The organism is Caldicellulosiruptor morganii (assembly GCF_026810225.1).
GTDB classification, from domain to species: Bacteria; Bacillota; Thermoanaerobacteria; order Caldicellulosiruptorales; family Caldicellulosiruptoraceae; genus Caldicellulosiruptor; species Caldicellulosiruptor morganii.
The window spans coordinates 2,448,260-2,468,840 of sequence record NZ_CP113865.1 but is presented as its reverse complement, the minus strand read 5'-3'; the positions used below and the strand labels follow the sequence as shown (position 1 = coordinate 2,468,840).

The following is a 20,581-nucleotide window of genomic DNA, read 5'->3' as shown; positions in this document are numbered from 1 at the left end:
GGAGAAGGATAAAAATGGACCTTTTGGACAGGGTTTTGGAAGTTTACAATGTGAAAAACGGTGCTGTTGCAAAACAGCTTTATTTGAGGTTTATAGACCTTACACTTGAAAAGAACAAACTTTTGAATCTTACGGCTATTGTTGACAGGGATGAGTTTGTGATAAAGCACATTGCCGATTCTCTGTCTTTGCTGAAGTTTATTCAGGATCACAATCAAAATACCTTCAGTGCGATTGATATTGGTTCCGGGTTTGGTGTGCCGGGGCTTATTTTGAAGATTGCTGTGCCAAGCATGAGCATTGTCCTGAATGACTCAAATAGAAAAAAGTGCAATTTCATAATTGAGGCAAAAGACTATCTGGGGCTGTCGGGTGTTGAGGTTGTATGTGCACGTGCAGAGCAGCTCGGGAAAAATACACATTATAGAGAAAGATTTGATTTTGCATTTGCAAGAGCTGTTGACAGGCTGAATATCCTTTGCGAGTATGCCCTTCCTCTTTTGAAAGAAGGCGGTGTGTTTCTGGCTCAAAAAGGTTATGAATGTGACTCTGAGGTGGATGAGGCAAAAGGTGCAGTTGAGCTGCTCGGTGGCACGATTGAAAACATAGAAAGGTTTTTTCTGCCCGAGTCAGAATATAAAAGGAGCGTAATTGTCATAAGAAAATTGCGACAAACTCCGATGAATTTCCCAAGAAATACAAAACAAATTTTAAAAAAACCGCTGTAAATTGGAAAAAATTTGTCAAAACTTATCTGAAAATGTCTGAAAAATCTTAAAATAAAAGGAATAGAATTTTAAATTGATATAGAATTTTAATAAACAGAAATAGGACAAAAGAATAAGGGGAAAGAGTAGCGAGGGGATGTTTATTACAATACAATAAAAAAGGCATTGAAAATTTTTCAAAAAACTGATATAAATTATGATATAAGAGAAAATAAAACCGAGGCATACTACTAAATAATCGTTAGAATAAATAAAAAATCCCCGCAGACCTCCTCATAAAAAGTGAGGAGGTACTTTTTTTATGTAAAAAAATGCCCTCACAGTTTTTTGTGAGGGCATTTTAAAATGGTCTTTTTTTACTTCAGTAAGTCTTCTACTTCGCTTGAGACAAAGAACTTCTTTGCACCTGGAATGTAAACACTTACATATTTCAAAGTATACTGTTTATTTCCTTCAATCAACACATTCTTGTTCTGTGGTATGGTATATGTCTTTCCTTTACTATTGATAACAAGCTGAATATTATATGGATTGCCTGTATCAATAAAAACATCATAACCTTTTTCTTCTAAATCTGCATTTGAGATATATGCATTTTCGTTAAAGCTTCCAAGGTCTATTCCCATAATCTCAGCCATGTAATCGCACACTTCTGTGTTGTCTATAACACCATGTGGAACATATCCGTTTGGATGATATGCATATAGAACAACCTCTTCACCTGTGTGATCATTTGAGGTCCAGCCTATATACGAGCGTTTGCTTATCATTGGACCCAGAACGTAATTTAGCCTTCCTGCAGGTGCGTTTTTGATTGCATTTATCTCATCCTGTGTCAGATTATCAATTCCATAGTACTTTGAGACTACCTTTTTGATGTTCTCATCTGTCCTGTTATTTCCAAGAATTTCTTCAACTCCTGCGCCTGTCCTTGTTGCTTTTCTGATGTATTTTAAAAAGTTGTTCAAAAGAACAGAATCTGCTGAAGCTGAATAGTTGCCAAGTGTCATTCCGCCATTGGTGTGATCAGGTGCAATTATCACCGCTGTGTCATTTCTTGATTTTGCAAAATCTAAGGCTACTTTTACTGCCCTGTCAAATGCCAGCACATCCGATACAACACCAACCGGGTCATTTGCGTGTGATGCCCAGTCTATCTCACTTCCTTCAACCATAAGGAAAAATCCATTTCTATTTTTTGAAAGAATCTGAAGTGCTTTTTGTGTCATCTCAGCCAAGGAGGGTTCACCTGTGCCATTTCTGTCAATGTCGTAGTGCATATAATCCTGTGCAAAAAGCCCCCAGATTTTGCTACCATAATAGTTTTTTGCAACCTCCCAGCTGTTTGTCACTTCAAAACCGTTTTGTTTGAGATAGCTTACAAGGTCTTCTTTGTCCTTGCGCGAATTTTTGCCGATATATTTCCATCCACCGCCAAAGACGACATCCACCCTGTTATACACCATCTGTTCGGCTATGTTTTCATAGTCGTTTCTGTTATCTGAATGTGATGCGAATGCTGCAGGTGTTGCATGAGGAAACTGGCATGTCACAACAAGCCCTGTTGACTTTCCAGATTTTTTTGCTGCTTCTAAGATTGTCACAATTGGTTTGTAAAAGTCTTTTTCTTCAACCTGACCAACGCCTGGCATTGAAGAGATTTCGGGGAAGATTGAAAGGTATCTGTTTTGTGTTTTGTATCCTGTTGCATATGCAGTTCCAGCCGGTGCAGAGTCTGTTATTGGGTTGTTTGCTGAATATGTTCTCACAAGTCCGCAGGCTAACTCATCCATTGCAAGTGGTTCGCCGCCCTGATACCACCTTGCTAAAGTTGTATGGGCTATTGTCATGCCATCCGGAATCATAAGAATGACATTTTTTACTTTGTTAGAATTTTCATCAGTTTCACCTGTGGCAAACACAAAGCTGCTGAGAACAAGGCACAGAATAAGAAGCAGTGAGATTATTGCAGTCTTTTTAAACTTTAAAAAATTCTTCACACAAATTACCCCCTTTTGTTTTTATGTCATGTTTTATTTAACTGAAATATAATTCTTTGCGACAATTGCCTGACCTTCATCAGAGAGGACAAAATCCACAAATGCTTTTGTCACTTTGCTTGGACTCTTTGATACTAAAAACAGGAATGGTCTTTTGATCTTGTACTTTCCAAGCTTAACATTTTTCTCTGTTGGTTCAACTCCGTCAACTTTTATCCCTTTTACTGTGCTGTCCATGGCACCTATTGATATAAATCCTATTGCATTTTCATCCTGTGACACTGTTGTTTTGACAGCACCTGTTGATGGCTGCACTATTGCAGAATCGGTTATCCTTGCATTTTTCCCCATAACTATCTCTTCAAAAGCTCCTCTTGTGCCTGAGCCTTCCTCACGTGTGACAACCACAATGGGAGAGTTTTTGCCACCAACATCTTTCCAGTTCTTAATTTTGCCCGAGAATATGTCTCTTATCTGATCAATTGTAAGATTTGGAACCGGATTTGTCCTGTGAACAATTACTGCTATTCCATCTGCTGCAATCTTTATTTCCTGCCAGCCCTTTGAAGAGAGCTGTTTTGATTCATCCTCTGTAAGCTCTCTTGATGATGTCCCAATGTCAACAATCCCCTGAATTGCTGATTTTATTCCAACAGAAGATCCACCGCCCTGAACCTCAATAGAAACCTTTGGATTTTGCTGCATGAAATACCTTGCAAGCTCATCGGCAATGGGCTGAACGGATGTTGAGCCTGCAATGAGTATCCTTCCAGAAAGGTTTGCCGATGTTGACTGTGGAATAAAAGAAAATTTCAGCTCTGAGTTGGAACCTCCTTTTGAGCCTTTAACGGCATTTGCGGGAATTGTAAGCTGGTACTGTGCTTTTGCAACAAGTGATTGTTTGATTGCCACAACAAGCTTGTTGGCAGATATAGATGCTGAAATTGGAACTTTCGTCTTTTTATTTTTTAGAAGTGCTATCTTTTTGAAATTTGGACCTTTTGAGATCTCTTCTGAAAATGTGATTACAATCTGTTTTTGCAATACAGTTGCTGGAAGTGATTTTGACTTGACAACAAGTGACTGTCCAAATGCAAAGATACCTGTTAGCAAAATTGACATTGCAAAGCAAGTTAAAACCACAGCTAAGAGCAGTTTGTTTGAAACCTTGAAGCTTTTCATCTTTAAAACCCCTCCTCAAGTCTGTTTTTTTCAGTTTTAAGTATATTAAAGTTTTGTTTATTTTATATTAAGCTTATGTTAAATTTTTGTTTAGTTTGGGTTAAACTTATGTTTAAAGAATGTAAAAAAAATGTTAAATCATAGATACAAAATGTTCCACGTGGAACATTCTTGTGATATAATCTAATTAAAAAGTAGTGGAGAAAGGCAGAGGCTATGGCAAGAGTTGTGGCAGTTGTAAATCAAAAAGGCGGGGTTGGAAAAACAACAACCTGTGTGAATCTGTCTGCTGCTATAAGTTCAAAAGGCAGAAAAGTTCTGGCTATTGACTGTGACCCCCAGGGCAATCTCACAAGTGGTTTTGGAATTGACAAAAAAATTCTGAATAAAACTACATACGAGGTTTTGATAGGAAGCGCAGATATAAAAGAGACTATAATAAAGAACAGGTTTGAGAACCTTGATGTGTGCCCTGCAAATGTGAATCTGGCAGGAAGTGAGATTGAACTTGTTTCTATGATTGCAAGGGAATACAGGTTGAAAGATGCTATTGAATCTGTAAAAGATGAATATGATTACATATTTATTGACTGTCCGCCGTCTTTGGGATTGTTAACGCTGAATGCTCTGGCTGCATCCGATTCTGTTATAATACCAATTCAGTGTGAGTACTATGCTTTAGAAGGGCTTTCACAGCTTTCAAATACAATAAATCTTGTTAGAAAACATTTAAACAGACACCTTGAGATTGACGGTGTTGTTCTTACAATGTTTGATTCGCGAACCAACCTTTCAGTTGAGGTGGTGGAAGAGGTAAGAAGATATTTTGGCGAGAAGGTTTTTTTTAGCATAATTCCAAGAAATGTTAGACTTTCCGAGGCGCCTTCATTTGGACTTCCGGGAATCTTTTATGACCCTGATTCAAAAGGGGCAAGGGCGTACATGGAGCTTGCTGAAGAGTACATGATGAGGGTTGAAAAGAAAAATTCAAAAGAGGTGTAATTTTTCATGAAAAAAAGGCTTGGAAAAGGGCTTGATGCGCTTTTTGAAGACAGTAGCAAAGGTATAGAAGATAACATTGAAAATGTGCAAAAAGATGCGGGTGAAACAATAGAAGAGATAGAGATTGATAAAATCTTCCCTTCAGAAAAACAGCCAAGAAAGATTTTTGATGAGGACAAAATAGAAGAGCTTGCACAGTCAATCAGAAGTGTTGGACTTATCCAGCCACTTATTGTGAGAAAAGAAGGGGAAAAGTTTGTTTTGATAGCCGGTGAAAGAAGGCTTAGAGCCTGCAGGCTTGCCGGGCTTAAAAAAGTTCCGTGTATTGTGAGAGATTATTCAAATACAACCGAAATTGCACTTATTGAAAATATTCAGCGAAAGGATTTAAACCCATACGAAGAAGCACTTGCTTACAAAAAGCTTATTGATCAATACGGTTATACCCAGGATCAGCTTGCCAGAAAACTTGGAATTTCAAGGTCAAAGATTGCAAATCTGCTTAGAATATTGAACATTGGTGAGAATATATTGCAGATGATTATTGAAGGGAAGATTTCAGAAGGGCATGCGAAGGTACTTCTGTCGGTTGAAGATGAAAATGAGCGAGAAAACTTAGCAAGGCTTGTTGTTGACAGGAATTTGAGTGTGAGAGAACTTGAGGAGATTATAAAGGTAAAGAAGGAACAGGAAAGGGAAAAAGTTCAAGATGAAGTGCTAAAAGAACTTGAGGAAAATCTCATGAAGATATTTGGGCTCAGAGTGAAGATTTACAGGAAGAAAAAGAAGGGGAAGGTTGAGATTGAATTTACAAGTGATGAGGAGCTTGAGAAAATTATCTCAATTCTGATGCCGTAGAAAATGTTCCACGTGGAACATTGCAAAAAAGGAGGCAAAAACAAAATGAAAGATTTTCTTGGCAGCTACTCAAACCAGATTATAATTGCACTTCTTGCAATAGATATGATACTTTTTATTGCGCTGCTTATTCAATCAGCAAAGAATAAGAATCTGAAGAAGTGCTTTCTGGCACTTGTTAAAAGTGAGGATTTTAAAACAATTGAGGAGACATTGAAAAGAACAAATGAGAAAATAGAATACTTTGAAGAGGTTTTAAAGGCTTTGCATAGAAGCTACAGAATTCTCAGCGAAAATTCAAAGCTGAACATCAAAAAGCTCGGGGTTGTCAGATATGACGCATTTGAGAATGTTGGCAGCAGACTCAGCTTTGCAATAGCACTGCTTGATGAGTATGACAACGGTGTTGTTTTAAACAGCATATATTCAAGAGAGGGGTCAAGTATATATGCAAAGCCTGTTGAAAATGGGCTTTCTAAATATCCGCTTTCTGCTGAAGAGATGCAGGCGATTGACCTTGCAAGAAAAAACTACCTTGCAAAAGAGATAAAGGAATAAAAAACGCTGCTTGAAATATCACAAAAGAAAGGGGGCTTGCTGCCGGTGAGAACAAAAATAAATTTTCTCACTGGCAGGAGAAAGTAAATGGAGTTTGAAAAAATGTATTTTACAAAGAGCTTTTACGAAAGCGTATTGAATGGAATGCTGGATCTTGTCAGGGTCATTGATAAAAATGGGACTGTTATATTTTGCAACTCGATGTTGAAAGAGGTATTTGGCGATCAGACCGGACAGAAGTGCTATGAACTTTTTTGCAAAAATGAGCGATGTGAAGATTGCATTGCCGTGCGGGCGATGAAAGAAAATACAAGGGCAATGAAATATGCCACACACAAAGACAAAATCTACTATGTCATAAGCTCTCCAATTCATGATGAAATGGGAAATGTAATTGGCACTGTTGAGGTTTTCAGGGATGTCACAGATCAGAGGAAGATTGAAGAAAGGCTAAGACGACAGAACGAGATTCTAAAAAGGGACTTGGAGTTTGCAAAAAGGCTTCAACAGTCCCTTCTGCCGGTTGTTCCCAGAATAGAAGGCTACAGAATTACATATACCTACAAGCCATGCGAGAGGCTCGGAGGAGATTTTCTGGATGTTATAAACATTGACGACAGAATAGTGTTCTATGTTGCAGATGTGGCAGGGCATGGGCTTTTAGCTTCAATGGTAACAGTGTTTGTAAAGCAGAGCATTATAAAAAATGCTCATACCTACATAGAAGAAAGTGCACAGGAAATTATGAAGGGTGTTCTTCTGGATTTCATTGAGATGAACTTTCCGAGCGAGGTGTACATAACAGTTGTGCTGGGGATACTTGAGAAAAGCACAGGAAAGGTCAGCATGATTTCTGCAGGGCATGTCACAGAGCCAGTACTTCTCAAAGCAAACAAGAAAATAAAGATGTTTTCAATGAAAGGTCAGCCAATTGCATCGGTTGACCTTGAGCAGGGGTTTGAGATAAAAGAAACTGTTCTGGAAAAGCGTGATAAGCTCATCTTTTATTCTGATGGGCTTATTGAGAGCAGAAACAAGCAGGGTGAGATGTATGGCAAAAAAAGACTTATAAAAAGGATTTTGAGCATCAAAAACATCAACACAGAGCTTTTGATAAGAGACCTGAGAAATTTTGCTTCCGACCTTGATGATGACATAGCCATATTAATGATAGAAAGGATTTAAAAACATAAAAGGCGTGAAAAACAATGAAAGTAATCAAATCTTTTTATAAATTGATTCTACTTTTTGCCCTGATAATTTCCACCCTGCTGAGCCTCAACATATTTGGAGTGGAATTTATACATCCGTATATGTTTTTGCGCTATGAATATAAAAAAACGTATCAAGGTATAAAATATTATGAGGACATTGTTCCAATTAAAGGTGGCATTGCTGTGATATACAGAGGCAGGATTGGGATAATATCTTCAGGGGATAGCATAACATGGAACAGGGTTGCCTATCAAAACCACAGAGCATACTCCGACGGGGAGATTGCAGTAGCCTGGGTTCAGGGGGGAAGATATCTTCACATAATATCATCCAAAGATCAAAAGGATATACTGTATCCTGCAAATATAGAAAAGGTGAGGGTGAAAAATGGCAAAGTGCTGGTGCTTCTGTCGGGCAAAAGTGAAGACTACCTTATAATGTACGACAGAAATCAGAATATAATCTTTTCGGTAAAATACAAAGAAAAGGTGATAGATTGTGACTTCAATGGCACCTTTGCGGTTGCCATTTTAAAGCCAAGAGATTCAAACCAGATAGCAATTTCTCTTGCCGACAAAAGAGGAATCTACATGACAAAGCTTCTTTCTGCAAACCTTCAGAGTGCAAGAAGATGCTATGCAATTGAAGACAATATACTTCTGTACAATCAGAAGAGGTTAGAGGTGTTTGATAGCAAGCTCAAAACCAGAATAAATGCTTTTGAGTTCTCTGCACCACCCGAGTACGCTATGGGAAATCCAAACATACTTTTAGCAAAGAATAAAGTTCTTGTTTACAGCAAGCTCAGAAAAAGTTTTGTGTTAAAGCAGATAGAAGAGTTTGACTGGATGTGTGCGGATGCAGAAAAGATTGTTACATCAAGAGGGAATGAAATAAGAATTTACTCTTTGAATTTGAACAGGTTAAAGACTTTAAGAGTAAATTCTTCTGGTTTTGTAAAGGCAGTAATAAATAGAGACAGGCTGTACTATATATATAATGATAGAATAAAGCTTTACCAGGAAAGGTGGTAAAAGATAAAGAATGTTAAACTCAGCAGATTTGATTGTTCTGATAGTTTTGATTGCCGGTGCGTGGGTGGGCTACAGAAAAGGGCTTTTGCGAATGGCATTCGACTTAGGGTCATATATAATTTCGTGGTTTGTAGCAGTTTGGGGATACAGGTATGTCAGCAGGGCAATTGAAAGCTCCTCTGCTTTGAAAGGTGCAATAGAAAGCTTTGTAAAGGACAAGGTGGTACTAAAGGATACCATCTCGCCTGCTGTGCCCGAGCTTTTCAGGTCTGCCACAGTGCAGGCGCACCAGGCACTTAACAAAAGCCTTCAGGATGCTGCAACAGCTGTGCTGATTAACTTCATTGCGATGATAGCAACCTTCATTGCGGCAAAGATTGCTATTTTGGCTATTAAAAATGCGCTCGGGTTTATGCGAAAAGTGCCTGTGATAGGTACAGTTGACGGCTTTGCCGGGCTCTTAGCAGGCATTGCTGCTTCACTTATAATAATCTACATAGCCTTCAGTATAATATACTTCTTTCCAAATGCAGAGCTTTTCAAAACAGCACAGAAGTTCATCAGGACATCAATGTTTGCCGAGTTTTTGTATGAAAATAACATTCTTATAATGATGATGAAACAGTATCTTGGTTTAAAAATTTAGGCTTTAAAAAGAACAGGAACAAAGGGGGGAATGAAAATTATGAGAGTTGTCAAAGCGGATACAATCGAAAAAATGGTTTATGAAGCGATAAATGAGGCAAACTGCAAACTTCCGGAAGATGTTGTGTGTGCTTTGCAAAATGCCTGTGAAAATGAAGAAGGAATTGCAAAATACACCCTGGAAAATCTTCTTGAAAATATCCGGATGGCAGGGGAAAAAATGCGCCCCGTTTGCCAGGACACAGGCGCATGTGTATTTTTTGTTGACATTGGTGAGGATGTGTATGTTGAGGGGTCAATAAAAGAGGCAATTGACAGGGCAGTTGCAAGAGGATACAAAGACTTTTACCTTCGAAAGTCAATGGTAAAAAGTCCAATTGAGAGAATAAACACCGGTGATAACACACCTGCAATAATTCATTTTGACTTTGTAAAAGGTAGCAGAATCACAATTCATTTTATGCCCAAAGGATTTGGCAGCGAGAACAAAAGTGCACTTTGCATGCTAACCCCGGCAGATGGCATAGAAGGGATTGAGAGATTTGTAGTAGAGACAGTGAAAAAGGCGGGGTCTGATCCATGCCCGCCTGTAGTTGTTGGTGTTGGCATAGGTGGGACGTTTGAAAAAGCAGCTATTCTTTCAAAAAGGGCACTTTTGAGAAGCATCGGTCAGCGCAGCGCAAAGCCATACATTGCAGAGCTTGAAACAAGGCTTCTTGATAAAATCAATGCGCTTGGAATAGGACCTGAGGGGTTTGGTGGCAGAACAACCGCGCTTGACGTTTTTGTTGAGGAATATCCAACGCACATAGCAGGGCTTCCTGTTGCGGTGAACATCTGCTGCCACGTTGCAAGGCATATAAAGATTGAGATTTAATTTAGAAGGTTTGCAAAGTTCTGTGTATAGTAGACATTTTCAGTTTTGCTGTCAATTGCGCAGCCGATGCCCGCATATTCAAAATTTTCTTCGATATTTTCTCTGTGCCCCGGTGAATTTAAAAGAAGATGGTTTGCGAAAAATGGAAGAAGCTTTTCTCCCATTGCTATGTTTTCTCCCATCCTTTTGAAAAGTATACCCTGTTTTTTAAACCTGTCTGCAGGGCTTTGCCCGAACACGTCGGTGTGCCCGAAGAAATTGTACTTTGCCATGTTTTGTGAGTGCAGCCTTGCACAGGATGATATTTTCTCTGAGTATTTAAAAAGTGACTTTTTTAGAGAAGCCCTTACTGAGTTTAGATGAAGATAGCTCAGTCTCTCAAAAGAATATACAAGAGCACCCGGGGTTTTTTGTTTTAAAAGCACAGAGTCTGATATGAGAAAATCATCCCAGATACTCTTTTTGACCATAAAGATTCCATTCACAACCGAAGGGTTTGCAAGCCTGTCGTAAAATATAAATACATAATAAGCATTGCTAAAAAGCAGCGCATCATAATCTTTCCCCAGTCTCTCATCTGTGAACGTGTATATATGCCCTTCACCTTTTATTTCAAATTGGGTTAAAGGCTTTAGTTTCAAGCTTTTTATACTTTTAAGAGTACTTCCAATTTTTATGCCCTGAACTCCCGCAAATTTTTTTGAGTTTGTATAAAAAAGCACAAGCCTGTTATTTTCAAAGCCGGCGACAAAAAAATCGTCAGGATTTTGCGATGCATAAAAATCAAATTGAAAAGGACTTTTCAAAGTCTCTTTTTTTATATCCGCATACATCTTATCAAAATATGCTTTTGAGCAAAACAGAGTGACATTTCTCTTTGTCTGGAGCATTGCAGCAAAGCCGGTAAAGCTACCCCGAAAAATGGTATTTGGATCAGAAAAAGCACATCCAGAAACAAGCAAAATTATAACAGCAAAAGCAATAACCTTTATAAAAGCTTTAAAATTCCTGATGGATTTCATATCCTTCTCCCGGGTGAAATTCTAATTGGATTCTATGAACATTATAACACATCTTAACAATCATTTACCATAGCCAAAATGGGCTACTGGTATTTATAGCTTAAATTGATTGTAAAAACAAAAAAAGGGATAGAACGATTTCCTATCCCCTTATTTTTTTAAACCTGCTAAGAAAGAATCTGAAAGTTATGGCTTTAGAACAATTTCTTTTTTTAGCTGCTGTATAGCTTTACTTACCCCCGGTATCAGAGCAACAATCAGACACAAAATTAAATCAGGACCAAGGTATGTTGCGTTATAAATGGCAGAGTACCACACAGGATTTGTCCCTTTTGGTGCATAGGATGCAAAAAACAAAAACCCTGATACAAAATGCATAAAAAACCTGCCAAGCCCGCCAAATACAATTCCAGCTGGCAGGCTCTTTTTGAAACATCCTGCAACCCCGAGCGCGCCGAACGCAAGTGGATAGTCCAAAAGAAGCTGTGCCCAGTGCACAACATAAGGGTCCTGTATCAGCTGCAGGATGCCATAGGCCACCCCGGCAATAACACCCGCAAAAGGTCCGAAAATATAACTGTATACAAAAAGTGGGAGCATGCTTGCCGGTGTTATGGTACCACCCTGTGGCATTCTGTAAAGTTTAATAAAGGAAAGAGTAAACGAAAGTGCAATGCAAAGCCCGCCATATACAATGGCTTTTGTGGAAAGAGTTTGACGCCTTCTGCTGCCCATCAAAAATAAAGAGATCAAAAACAGCAAAGATACAATAGCTATTGAATACCATTTCAGCTTTGTAATATCCTTAAAGACGCTGAATAAATATTCACTCATTTTAGGATCTCTCTCCATTTCAGAATTTTTAGGATTTAAACTTATTATTCAAAATAATAGCACTCAATGTTTATTTCTTCAATACAAAAAGGAAAATATATAAATTGCAATATTAAATGCAACGCTTTTTTTGATGAAGCTGGAAATTATAAGTTGATTAAAGCAACAACTGTGTATGATATTAGTTGCCAATATATACTATCTTTCCTGTAGGAAAGTTGGCGGCTGCCATTTTATACTATATTTCCCTCTATATATACGCCACTTCCTATGCTTCTGCTAAAAACTTTTCTATTATCTCTGCTTTGCATATTTCCTTCATCTCCACTAAAAACTTTTCCATACTGCTCTTGTAGTTGAATATTCTCCTTAAGAAGCCTGTTGTACCAAGTCTTGTATCCTCTTTATTGCCTCTTTCGATATTTTCTCTTGTCTCTTTACCCTTAGGTAAAAACGCCTTATCAATCCATTCATGCGCTCATTTGTTTGCTTCTTATACGATGAATACAGATGTAGCAATATCCTCAAGAAACCCAATTCATTTAAAACCTTACTAAGCTTTCTAAATTCACTACCATTATCACTTGTCCTACTATCTGAAAACTTTGTTAAATTTGTCTCCCAATATCTTTTGAAGCTTTATAAACAGATTTTTGACATATGAACTTTCCCCGCCTGGTATAACAAATATCCTTCCAAACTAAGTTTCTTTCTATCAAAGTATCAATCTCTAAATAGCCAAATTCTTCTCTGTTGTTTACAGGCTTTCGGTCTTTCTTCTATACTTTTGCTCTTGGATTTAATCTTTGCTCTTTTGTGTTTTACTTTTCTTGGCTTTAATCTAACTTTAATAGGCAAATCTATGTTCTTTACTCTTAAACTCTCCTCCTTCTATCCGAATTGTATAGCGTCTTTGTACAAACCATCTCATCTTTCCTAAATCCAAGTTCCTGTTTACAATATCCAACTACTGCATCCGGTGACCATTTATCTTTCAGCATCTTTTCTTCTGCAAACTTTAAAAACCTTTAAAGCTTTAAAAATTTACTCTTTCTACCGCATTTTGCTTTGTTTTTTTCATACACAGCCAGACAGCTTTAAAAAAGTATTTTTCAAATGTGCCCAGGGCACTCTTTATTTGAGTTACTATGTCTTTTTTGCATTGCGTGAAATTGTACTTGCACTTCTGCCTGATTCTATGGCTATTTCTCTTATACAATACCCTAATTTTAGCAGCTTCTGTATAATTCCTCTTTCTACTTTACTTAAGTGTTTTAAAAATGTTCTTCTCTTTGTGCTATGATTATTACAAGCCATAGCTTCAAACCTCCTGTGTATGGTTTTGTATTTTCAACTAATATCATACACAGTTTGAAACCATGGCTTCGATATTTATTGCCTCTGCTGCATTAATTTTACAACAGACTGACACTATTCTCTTATAACTAACCATTTACAATTGTATAATTTTAAATTATAATAGAAATACAAGCTTATGATTTCGAATCTTTGTTTTCCAAAATGTAGAAATAAGAAAGGTAGATTTTTAGGCTTTTGAGATGTTGACAACACTTTTTTGAATGTATGTGCAATAGGTGAGAAAATTGAAAAGAATATGGAGGAGGATACAGGATGAAAAAGCTATTATCAATTTTCATTATTGGACTTTTAATTATAAGCATTTTGCCTGTAACTTGGGCAAAAAGTGGTGGAACTCAAAATTTTGTTGTAAAGCCAACATTGGATTTTGAATTTGTTGGAAATTTTTCCGATGGACTTTCACCAGTTAAGAAAAATGGTAAATGGGGTTTTGTAGATAAAACAGGTAAAGTTGTTATTCCAATAATGTATGATTTTGTAGATATTTTTTCGGAAGGATTTGCAAGGGCATCCAAAAACGGGAAGTGGGGTTTTATTGATAAAAAAGGCAAAGTTGTGGTTCCCTTCAATTATGATGATGCATTAAACTTTTCTGAAGGACTTGCAGCTGTTAAGAAAAACGAAAAATGGGGCTATATTGATAAAAAAGGAAAAATAGTTATTTCACTTAGCTATGACTATGCTGGTATGTTTTCTGAAGAACTTGCAGCAGTTTCTAAAAATGGAAAATGGGGTTATATTAATAAATCAGGTAAAACAGTTGTTTCTTTAGTTTACGATTATGCAGGTAAATTCTCAGGAGGGCTTGCCGAGGTATTAAAAAATGGAAAATGGAGTTTCATAAACAAAACAGGAAAAGTTGTTACAGCGATAAAGTTTAGCTGTGAAGGAGATTTTTCTGAAGGATTTATAGCAGTGGAAAAAGACAATAAATATGGTTTTGTAAACAGGACAGGTAAAGTTGTTGTTCCTGTTCAATATGATGAAGTGGGTGATTTTTCAGAAGGATTAGCAGCGGTTCAAAAAGAAAACAAATGGGGCTTTGTGAACAGCTCCGGTAAAATAGTTATTCCCACTCAATACGATGGTGCAGGTAAGTTTTCAGAAGGACTTGCTGCAGTGAATAAGGGAATGAAATGGGGTTTTGTTGACAAAACCGGTAAAATAGTTGTTCCTATTTTATTTGAGAATGTAAGTGCTTTTTCTGAGGGACTTGCCTGGGTTAAAAAAGATGGTAAGTGGGGTATTATTTCAAATCCACTTAAGACCAGCAAATCAACGAAAAACAAATAATTAAAAATTTTTAAAACTTCTTTTTACAAGAGAAACAAATGATTTGAGCCATAGCTTCAAGTGGAAGATGTAAACGCTTGTGTTGAAGAAAAGAGAATCAGATATGTTAGATGTGAAGCTATGGCTTATTTTAATTGTTGTATGATACCAAGACAGCATTTTGGGAGCTGAAAATTGTAAAATACTTTGAAAAACTCCTTTTCAAACAAAATATTTAGCCTGTTTAATAAATCATATTAACATAATTGAAATAGTTAATGTATATTTATTTGTGATATAAAGAAAAAAAAGGCTTACCAAAAATAAATGAAAGTTTGTGTATTTAAAAAACATGCTTTATTCTGATATAAGGATTTTTATGAAAATAGCTTTTAAAAAGGAGTATGATGAGATGTCACAAATCCGTGCAATAGTTGGTACCCAGTGGGGCGACGAGGGCAAAGGCAAAATTGTTGACTTTCTGGCAAAAGAAGCTGATGTTGTTGTGCGTGCCCAGGGCGGCAATAATGCAGGTCACACTGTTGAAGCATTTGGCAGGGTGTTTAAACTCCACCTGATACCATCCGGGATACTTTACAAAGACAAGATAAACATCATAGGCAATGGTGTTGTAATCGACCCACAGTCACTGATTGAAGAGATAGAGAGTCTGCAAAAAGAAGGAATCTCAACAGAAAATCTCCGGATAAGTGACAGGGCACATCTTGTTATGCCGTATCATAAAGTACTTGACGAAGAGCAGGAAAAGCAAAGAGGGGAAGAAGAGCTTGGCACAACAAAAAGAGGAATAGGTCCTGCATACACTGACAAAACAGAGCGAACAAATTTGAGAGTATGTGATATGCTTGACGAGGAAGAATTCATTCACAAGCTGAGAATTGTGTATGAACGAAAGAATAGAATACTTACACAGGTGTATCATAAAACACCCATGAAGTTCGGGGAGCTTTTAGAGCAGTTTATGCGATATGGAGAGATTCTAAAGCCGTATATAACCGATACAATAAAGCTTCTGAATGATGCCATAAAAGAGGGCAAGAAGGTTCTACTGGAAGGTGCACAGGCAACAATGCTGGACCTTGACTATGGCACATATCCGTACGTTACATCGTCACACCCCACAGCCGGCGGATTTTGCATTGGTGCCGGGATTGCACCAAAGTACATCCAGCAGGTTATAGGTGTTGTCAAATCATATACAACAAGGGTTGGTAAAGGTCCCTTTCCAACAGAGCTTTTTGACGAAATAGGCAATACAATTCGCCAGAAAGGCAATGAGTATGGAACAACCACCGGCAGACCAAGGCGCTGTGGCTGGCTTGACCTTGTGGTTGTAAGATATGCAGTTTTGATTAACGGAATTGACAGGATTGCACTCACCAAGCTTGATACTCTTTCAAATCTCCCAAAAGTGAAGGTGTGTGTTGGTTACAGGCATAATGGCAAAATCCTCGATTTGTTCCCGGCATCCCTGAAGGTGGCAACCGAATGTGAGCCTGTTTATGAAGAGTTTGACGGCTGGAACGAGGAAGAAATAAAAAGAGCAAAGGAATATGATCAGCTACCAAAAAGTGCACAGAAGTATATTGAGTTTATAGAAAAAGAAACAGGTGCAAAAGTATTTTTGATTGGAACAGGTGCAGGAAGAGAAGACATCATTGTAAAAGAGGCTTAGGTACTTTGGCTAAAAAATGAAAGAGCCACCCGTGGCATGGCATTGAAACGGGTGGCTTTTTGTGTTGTGCAGTAGTTACTCTCCACAGGCTTTCTACCATCAAAGATGCAGATTTGATAATTGTTCTTGACGGGGGCAGAATAATTGAGATGGGAACGCATGATAAATTGATTTCTAAAAAAGCTGCGGACTCAAGACCTTTGCACAAGCCAGATAAAGTTTGTAAAGGCGGGGTGATAGCAAAATAGCAAACAAATTTTTGCTATTTACAGACATGACTTTATGCTTTATAATATTAAACCGTGTTTATTATTGTGTGGGCCATTAGCTCAGCAGGCAGAGCACCAGCCTTTTAAGCTGGGTGTCCCGCGTTCGAGTCGCGGATGGCTCACCATTTAAAATTAAAAATTCTAAAGGTGGCCCCGTGGTCAAGTGGTTAAGACACAGGCCTTTCACGCCTGTAACAGGGGTTCGAATCCCCTCGGGGTCACCATTTAAATATACTCTTCATCATGAAATATCATTGACTTTTTTCAAAGAATATTACATCATAATATAAAATGTATGATATTGTGAGAGGAGCTGAGTACCTTCCGCGCATGCGGGAGATGAAAAGCTCTAAGCATATTCTTCTTGCCTTGCATAGGGCAACTGGAATGTGCTGAATGTTTCACAAATTAGAAGAAGGAACACTTTACAAATCAAAAAGGCGGGAAAGATCCTTGCCTTTTTATTTTGCTTTTCCGGGAAATTGCTTTTTCTGTTCTACAGTTAAAATAGCTATATCTGGTATTTTCCTTCATGAATGCCCCCATATTAAAAAAATAATGCATAACCCTGAAACAGCATAGTAAACGATTACACAATTTTTTAAAAGCTTTTTAGAAGCTGGTTTTCAAAAACAGTAAAATGCATTTGATGTTCCGTATACGAATAGTACGACAGAAGGTTTTAACAACAAAATAAAGGGTTACTTAAGAGGAATGGATTTGGATACAGGAATTTTGAGATATTCAGGAAGAGGATTTTGTAAAGCTTTAGTAGATAAGTTGAAAAAGCTGAATATTTAAAAAACCACTATATGAGTGGGCGGGTGTGGTATTGGTTTTTTTGGACTGGTTTACCTATAATAGGCATGTATAACATTTAATGCGTGCCTGGGAAAGATAAAAAGGTGGGCATTCATTGTACCAACCTCACTGCTTGACAAAGAACTTAGAATAATAACAAAATAAAACATTTACAACCTTTATAACTTAATATAAAATAAAACTATCTAACAAAAATCAAGATGAGAGGAGAAAGATAAGATGAGAGAAGAGTTTTACAAAGTTTTTTTGAACGAAGATGAGATACCGCACAGCTGGTATAACATTACTGCTGATTTAAAAGCTCCACTTGATCCGCCACTTGACCCATCAACAAAAGAGTTGATTGATCCAGGTAAACTCAAAGTAATTTTCCCTGAAGAGTTGATAAAGCAGGAGATGGCAACTGAAGCATTTGTGCCAATTCCAGAGGAAGTGTTGGAGTTTTATAAGCAGTACAGACCAACTCCCTTAATCAGAGCAAAGCGATTAGAAAAAATTCTTGATACACCTGCCAAAATATTCTATAAGTATGAAGGTGCAACTCCATCTGGAAGCCACAAGTTAAATACTGCAATACCGCAGGCATATTATAACAAAAAAGAGGGAATAAAAAGGCTTGCGACAGAAACAGGTGCGGGGCAGTGGGGGTCTGCTCTGGCAATTGCCTGCAATTTTTTTGGACTTGATTGCACAGTGTACATGGTAAAGGTAAGCTATAATCAAAAGCCTTACAGAAGGATATTAATGGAAACGTTTGGGGCAAAGGTAATACCAAGCCCAAGTGAGTTTACAGAGGCAGGGAGAAGAATTCTTGCAAAGGATCCAGACTCACCCGGAAGCCTTGGAATTGCAATAAGCGAGGCAGTGGAGGATGCTGCAACTCACCCTGATACAAACTACTCCTTAGGGAGTGTTTTAAATCATGTTATTTTGCATCAAACCATAATTGGAGAAGAAGCAAAACTTCAAATGGAAAAGATAGATGAGTATCCTGATATAGTTATAGGATGCAACGGTGGTGGCAGCAATTTTGCAGGAATTAGCTTTCCTTTCTTGAGGGATAAATTGAGAAATGGGAGGAAGATAAGAGCCATAGCAGTTGAACCTGCGGCATGTCCGTCTTTAACTAAAGGTGAGTTTGCATATGACTTTGGAGATGTTGCAGGGCTTACTCCCCTTCTTAAAATGTACACTGTAGGAAGCCAATTTATTCCACCAAGTATTCATGCAGGTGGGCTGCGATATCATGGTGATTCGCCGATTGTTAGCAGACTTTACAAAGATGGGATAATTGAGGCAAGAGCATACAAACAAAGAGAAGTTTTTGAGGCAGCCACTTTATTCGCAAAATCGGAAGGCATAATTCCAGCACCTGAGTCTGCTCACGCTGTCAAATCTGCGATAGATGAAGCAATCCAGGCACGTGAAGAGGGTGTTAATAAGACAATTTTAATTTCACTGAGCGGACATGGTCACTTTGATCTTGCTGCATATGAAGATTACCTCAGCGGCAGGCTTGAGGATATTGAAATTTCTGATGAGGACATTAAAAAAACATTGAGCAAATTGCCATAAACAGCAAGAAAAATAAGAGGGCGAGGCTATTTTCCTTGCCCTCTTAATACAAGTCCTACCCTGTTTGATTTTTTGTCAATTACAACATAGCCGAATTTGGGGAAGATAAGTGAATATTTATAAATCGAGTAACTGTAAGAATTCAATACAGAATCTTGTGTATATCTAAACCTGTAGGTTTCGGTATCAACAAACGTATACCGGGGGTTCTTTGCTGAAAATTTCAAAACAAAACTGCCTTTTGTATCTATCAGTCCCACATAATCCTTTGTGGAGGCAGAAGCTAACTTAGCAAAAAATGCACCTGCAAAGATAAATTGAGGTTTTATGACAAACTTTCCAGAAGAATTTATATAGCCCCACAAACCTGACTTATTTACTGCTGCGTATCCTTCTGAGAAGTTTTCTGCCCTATCAAATTGAGGCTTTATGATCACTTTACAATTTTTGTCCATAAATCCCCACTTACCATTTTGCTTGAAAGCGCATAAACCTTCGCTGAATTCCTTTATATCATCAAATTGAGGTTTTACTGCATATTTGCCGTTTGCATCTAAAATTCCCCACTTTTTGTTTTTGCAGACCGCAATTAAGTTATTCACGCCCAAATGTTTCACGTTTTCATAGGTTTCTTTGCTTCTTGTTTGAACAAAGCCTTTAGCCGAATATTTATAGAATACAATAACATAATTTTTGCCGAGCTGTTCATAAGAAATATCACATTCTGATTGTGCTTTTGCATCCGAACTATCTGAGGATGATATTGTCTTTTTCTTATTCAGCGTAGCTTTCAGTGCCTCTGCAAATTTACTATCTGCCAGAACCTCTTCAAAAGAATCATACCTAAAATCTATAAATATATTCCCCGAAACATCAACAGCACCGCACTTTCCATCTTTTGAGACAAGAACGTAATCCAAATAAGAGTCTGGCCAAACACCATCCTTCAAGTCAAGGGCATAAAGACAAAACTCCTTATTATTTTCATCTGGTAAGGTACACTTAACATAGGGGTTTTGATATTTCACACCTGGGTTATATGAAACCGCAACAACAAAGTATATTTTGTCAAACTGAGGTGTGATGTAGACTTTTTTATCCAGATTAAAAAAACCATATTTGTTCTCTTTTTTGCAAATATATAAATTAAGCCATGGATTTAAAACTTCAAATGAGTCTATCTCTGGCTTTGTAAAGATTTTAAGATTTGAATCAATAAAGCCTGCTTTTTTGTTTTGCCAGAAGATAAATATATCTTTGTAGAACTTATCCTCAATTCCCATTATTGCAGGTCCGTCAAAAAATACAGGTTCAATTTTGTCAAACTGAGGCTTTAAAAGAACTTGACCAGAAGAGTTCGTAATTCCCCATTTTCCACTCTGAAGATAAGAAATCCAACCATTTTCCCAGAACATAACATTTTCAAACTGTGGTTTTATAAATACAATATTTTGAGAGGACGGCTGCTGAGCATATGCCAGAGTCAGACTGCCAATAAAATAAATACATACCAGTATTTTGCAAACAAAACTTTTAATTCTTTTCACCAAAAATTCCTCCTTATTGTAAATTTTCTTGAATAAACATTTTTCCATAACAATTTAATCTAATT

Annotated in this window: 18 protein-coding genes, 2 tRNA genes and 1 pseudogene; 15 read left to right on the top strand and 6 right to left on the bottom strand. The window is 37.5% G+C overall.

Annotation, left to right across the window (positions count from 1 at the left end; all coding sequences use genetic code 11):
• The first annotated feature begins 14 nt into the window (after positions 1 to 14).
• Positions 15 to 728 (top strand): 16S rRNA (guanine(527)-N(7))-methyltransferase RsmG, encoded by a 714-nt coding sequence (rsmG, locus tag OTK00_RS12030; protein ID WP_045168629.1) that lies wholly within the window; start codon positions 15 to 17, stop codon positions 726 to 728.
• Positions 729 to 1,084: 356 nt separating this feature from the next.
• Here rsmG and OTK00_RS12025 read toward each other — a convergent pair whose 3' ends face one another.
• Together OTK00_RS12025 and OTK00_RS12020 are read right to left on the bottom strand one after the other, a co-directional pair.
• Positions 1,085 to 2,728: an alkaline phosphatase gene (locus tag OTK00_RS12025; RefSeq protein ID WP_045168630.1), complete on the bottom strand. Its 1,644-nt coding sequence runs from the start codon at positions 2,726 to 2,728 to the stop codon at positions 1,085 to 1,087.
• A 33-nt stretch (positions 2,729 to 2,761) separates the two neighbouring features.
• The gene (locus tag OTK00_RS12020) at positions 2,762 to 3,910 is read right to left on the bottom strand and encodes a phosphate ABC transporter substrate-binding protein PstS family protein (RefSeq protein WP_052670789.1); all 1,149 of its coding nucleotides are present in this window, start codon (positions 3,908 to 3,910) and stop codon (positions 2,762 to 2,764) included.
• Between the two features lie 216 nt (positions 3,911 to 4,126).
• On the opposite strand from OTK00_RS12020, the gene OTK00_RS12015 reads away from it, so the two are divergent.
• The 7 genes from OTK00_RS12015 to OTK00_RS11985 all read left to right on the top strand — a co-directional run bounded on the left by OTK00_RS12015 (position 4,127) and on the right by OTK00_RS11985 (position 10,099).
• The gene (locus OTK00_RS12015) at positions 4,127 to 4,912 is read left to right on the top strand and encodes a ParA family protein (protein WP_045168631.1); all 786 of its coding nucleotides are present in this window, start codon (positions 4,127 to 4,129) and stop codon (positions 4,910 to 4,912) included.
• Between the two features lie 6 nt (positions 4,913 to 4,918).
• Positions 4,919 to 5,770 carry a ParB/RepB/Spo0J family partition protein gene (locus OTK00_RS12010; protein WP_045168632.1) on the top strand — a complete coding sequence of 284 codons (852 nt, stop codon included), beginning with the start codon at positions 4,919 to 4,921 and terminating at the stop codon, positions 5,768 to 5,770.
• 45 nt (positions 5,771 to 5,815) lie between these two features.
• The gene (locus tag OTK00_RS12005; protein WP_045168633.1) at positions 5,816 to 6,328 is read left to right on the top strand and encodes a DUF4446 family protein; all 513 of its coding nucleotides are present in this window, start codon (positions 5,816 to 5,818) and stop codon (positions 6,326 to 6,328) included.
• 87 nt (positions 6,329 to 6,415) lie between these two features.
• Complete coding sequence (locus OTK00_RS12000; RefSeq protein ID WP_045168634.1) at positions 6,416 to 7,513, top strand: PP2C family protein-serine/threonine phosphatase; 1,098 nt, start codon at positions 6,416 to 6,418, stop codon at positions 7,511 to 7,513.
• Positions 7,514 to 7,536: 23 nt separating this feature from the next.
• Positions 7,537 to 8,577 (top strand): hypothetical protein, encoded by a 1,041-nt coding sequence (locus tag OTK00_RS11995; protein WP_045168635.1) that lies wholly within the window; start codon positions 7,537 to 7,539, stop codon positions 8,575 to 8,577.
• Between the two features lie 10 nt (positions 8,578 to 8,587).
• Positions 8,588 to 9,223, top strand: a complete 636-nt coding sequence (locus OTK00_RS11990) for a CvpA family protein (protein ID WP_045168636.1) — start codon at positions 8,588 to 8,590, stop codon at positions 9,221 to 9,223.
• Positions 9,224 to 9,262: 39 nt separating this feature from the next.
• The gene (locus OTK00_RS11985) at positions 9,263 to 10,099 is read left to right on the top strand and encodes a fumarate hydratase (protein ID WP_045168637.1); all 837 of its coding nucleotides are present in this window, start codon (positions 9,263 to 9,265) and stop codon (positions 10,097 to 10,099) included.
• Here OTK00_RS11985 and OTK00_RS11980 read toward each other — a convergent pair.
• From OTK00_RS11980 to OTK00_RS11970, 3 genes are all read right to left on the bottom strand, one after another.
• Complete coding sequence (locus OTK00_RS11980; protein WP_045168638.1) at positions 10,096 to 11,121, bottom strand: CAP domain-containing protein; 1,026 nt, start codon at positions 11,119 to 11,121, stop codon at positions 10,096 to 10,098. The two genes, OTK00_RS11985 and OTK00_RS11980, sit on opposite strands and share 4 nt — an antisense overlap.
• 186 nt (positions 11,122 to 11,307) lie before the next feature.
• Positions 11,308 to 11,955, bottom strand: coding sequence for an energy-coupled thiamine transporter ThiT (gene thiT / locus OTK00_RS11975; RefSeq protein WP_045168639.1), 648 nt, complete (start codon positions 11,953 to 11,955; stop codon positions 11,308 to 11,310).
• A 1,146-nt stretch (positions 11,956 to 13,101) separates the two neighbouring features.
• Positions 13,102 to 13,272 carry a helix-turn-helix domain-containing protein gene (locus tag OTK00_RS11970; RefSeq protein ID WP_241765427.1) on the bottom strand — a complete coding sequence of 57 codons (171 nt, stop codon included), beginning with the start codon at positions 13,270 to 13,272 and terminating at the stop codon, positions 13,102 to 13,104.
• 315 nt (positions 13,273 to 13,587) lie between these two features.
• Between OTK00_RS11970 and OTK00_RS11965 the strand changes: the two genes are divergently transcribed.
• The 7 genes and pseudogenes from OTK00_RS11965 to OTK00_RS11940 all read left to right on the top strand — a co-directional run bounded on the left by OTK00_RS11965 (position 13,588) and on the right by OTK00_RS11940 (position 18,969).
• On the top strand, positions 13,588 to 14,628 hold the full coding sequence (locus OTK00_RS11965; RefSeq protein WP_052670792.1) for a WG repeat-containing protein: 1,041 nt from the start codon (positions 13,588 to 13,590) through the stop codon (positions 14,626 to 14,628).
• Between the two features lie 391 nt (positions 14,629 to 15,019).
• Positions 15,020 to 16,303, top strand: coding sequence for an adenylosuccinate synthase (locus OTK00_RS11960; RefSeq protein WP_045170048.1), 1,284 nt, complete (start codon positions 15,020 to 15,022; stop codon positions 16,301 to 16,303).
• 59 nt (positions 16,304 to 16,362) lie between these two features.
• Positions 16,363 to 16,551, top strand: a complete 189-nt coding sequence (locus tag OTK00_RS11955; RefSeq protein ID WP_045168640.1) for a hypothetical protein — start codon at positions 16,363 to 16,365, stop codon at positions 16,549 to 16,551.
• A gap of 70 nt (positions 16,552 to 16,621) precedes the next feature.
• Positions 16,622 to 16,697: transfer RNA gene (locus OTK00_RS11950), tRNA-Lys, on the top strand.
• A gap of 24 nt (positions 16,698 to 16,721) precedes the next feature.
• Positions 16,722 to 16,796: transfer RNA gene (locus tag OTK00_RS11945), tRNA-Glu, on the top strand.
• Between the two features lie 381 nt (positions 16,797 to 17,177).
• Positions 17,178 to 17,336: pseudogene (locus OTK00_RS12270) on the top strand (transposase); the annotation flags it as partial.
• Between the two features lie 277 nt (positions 17,337 to 17,613).
• Positions 17,614 to 18,969 (top strand): TrpB-like pyridoxal phosphate-dependent enzyme, encoded by a 1,356-nt coding sequence (locus OTK00_RS11940; protein WP_045168641.1) that lies wholly within the window; start codon positions 17,614 to 17,616, stop codon positions 18,967 to 18,969.
• Positions 18,970 to 18,995: 26 nt separating this feature from the next.
• Here OTK00_RS11940 and OTK00_RS11935 read toward each other — a convergent pair whose 3' ends face one another.
• Complete coding sequence (locus OTK00_RS11935; RefSeq protein ID WP_045168642.1) at positions 18,996 to 20,516, bottom strand: WG repeat-containing protein; 1,521 nt, start codon at positions 20,514 to 20,516, stop codon at positions 18,996 to 18,998.
• Positions 20,517 to 20,581 lie beyond the last annotated feature (65 nt).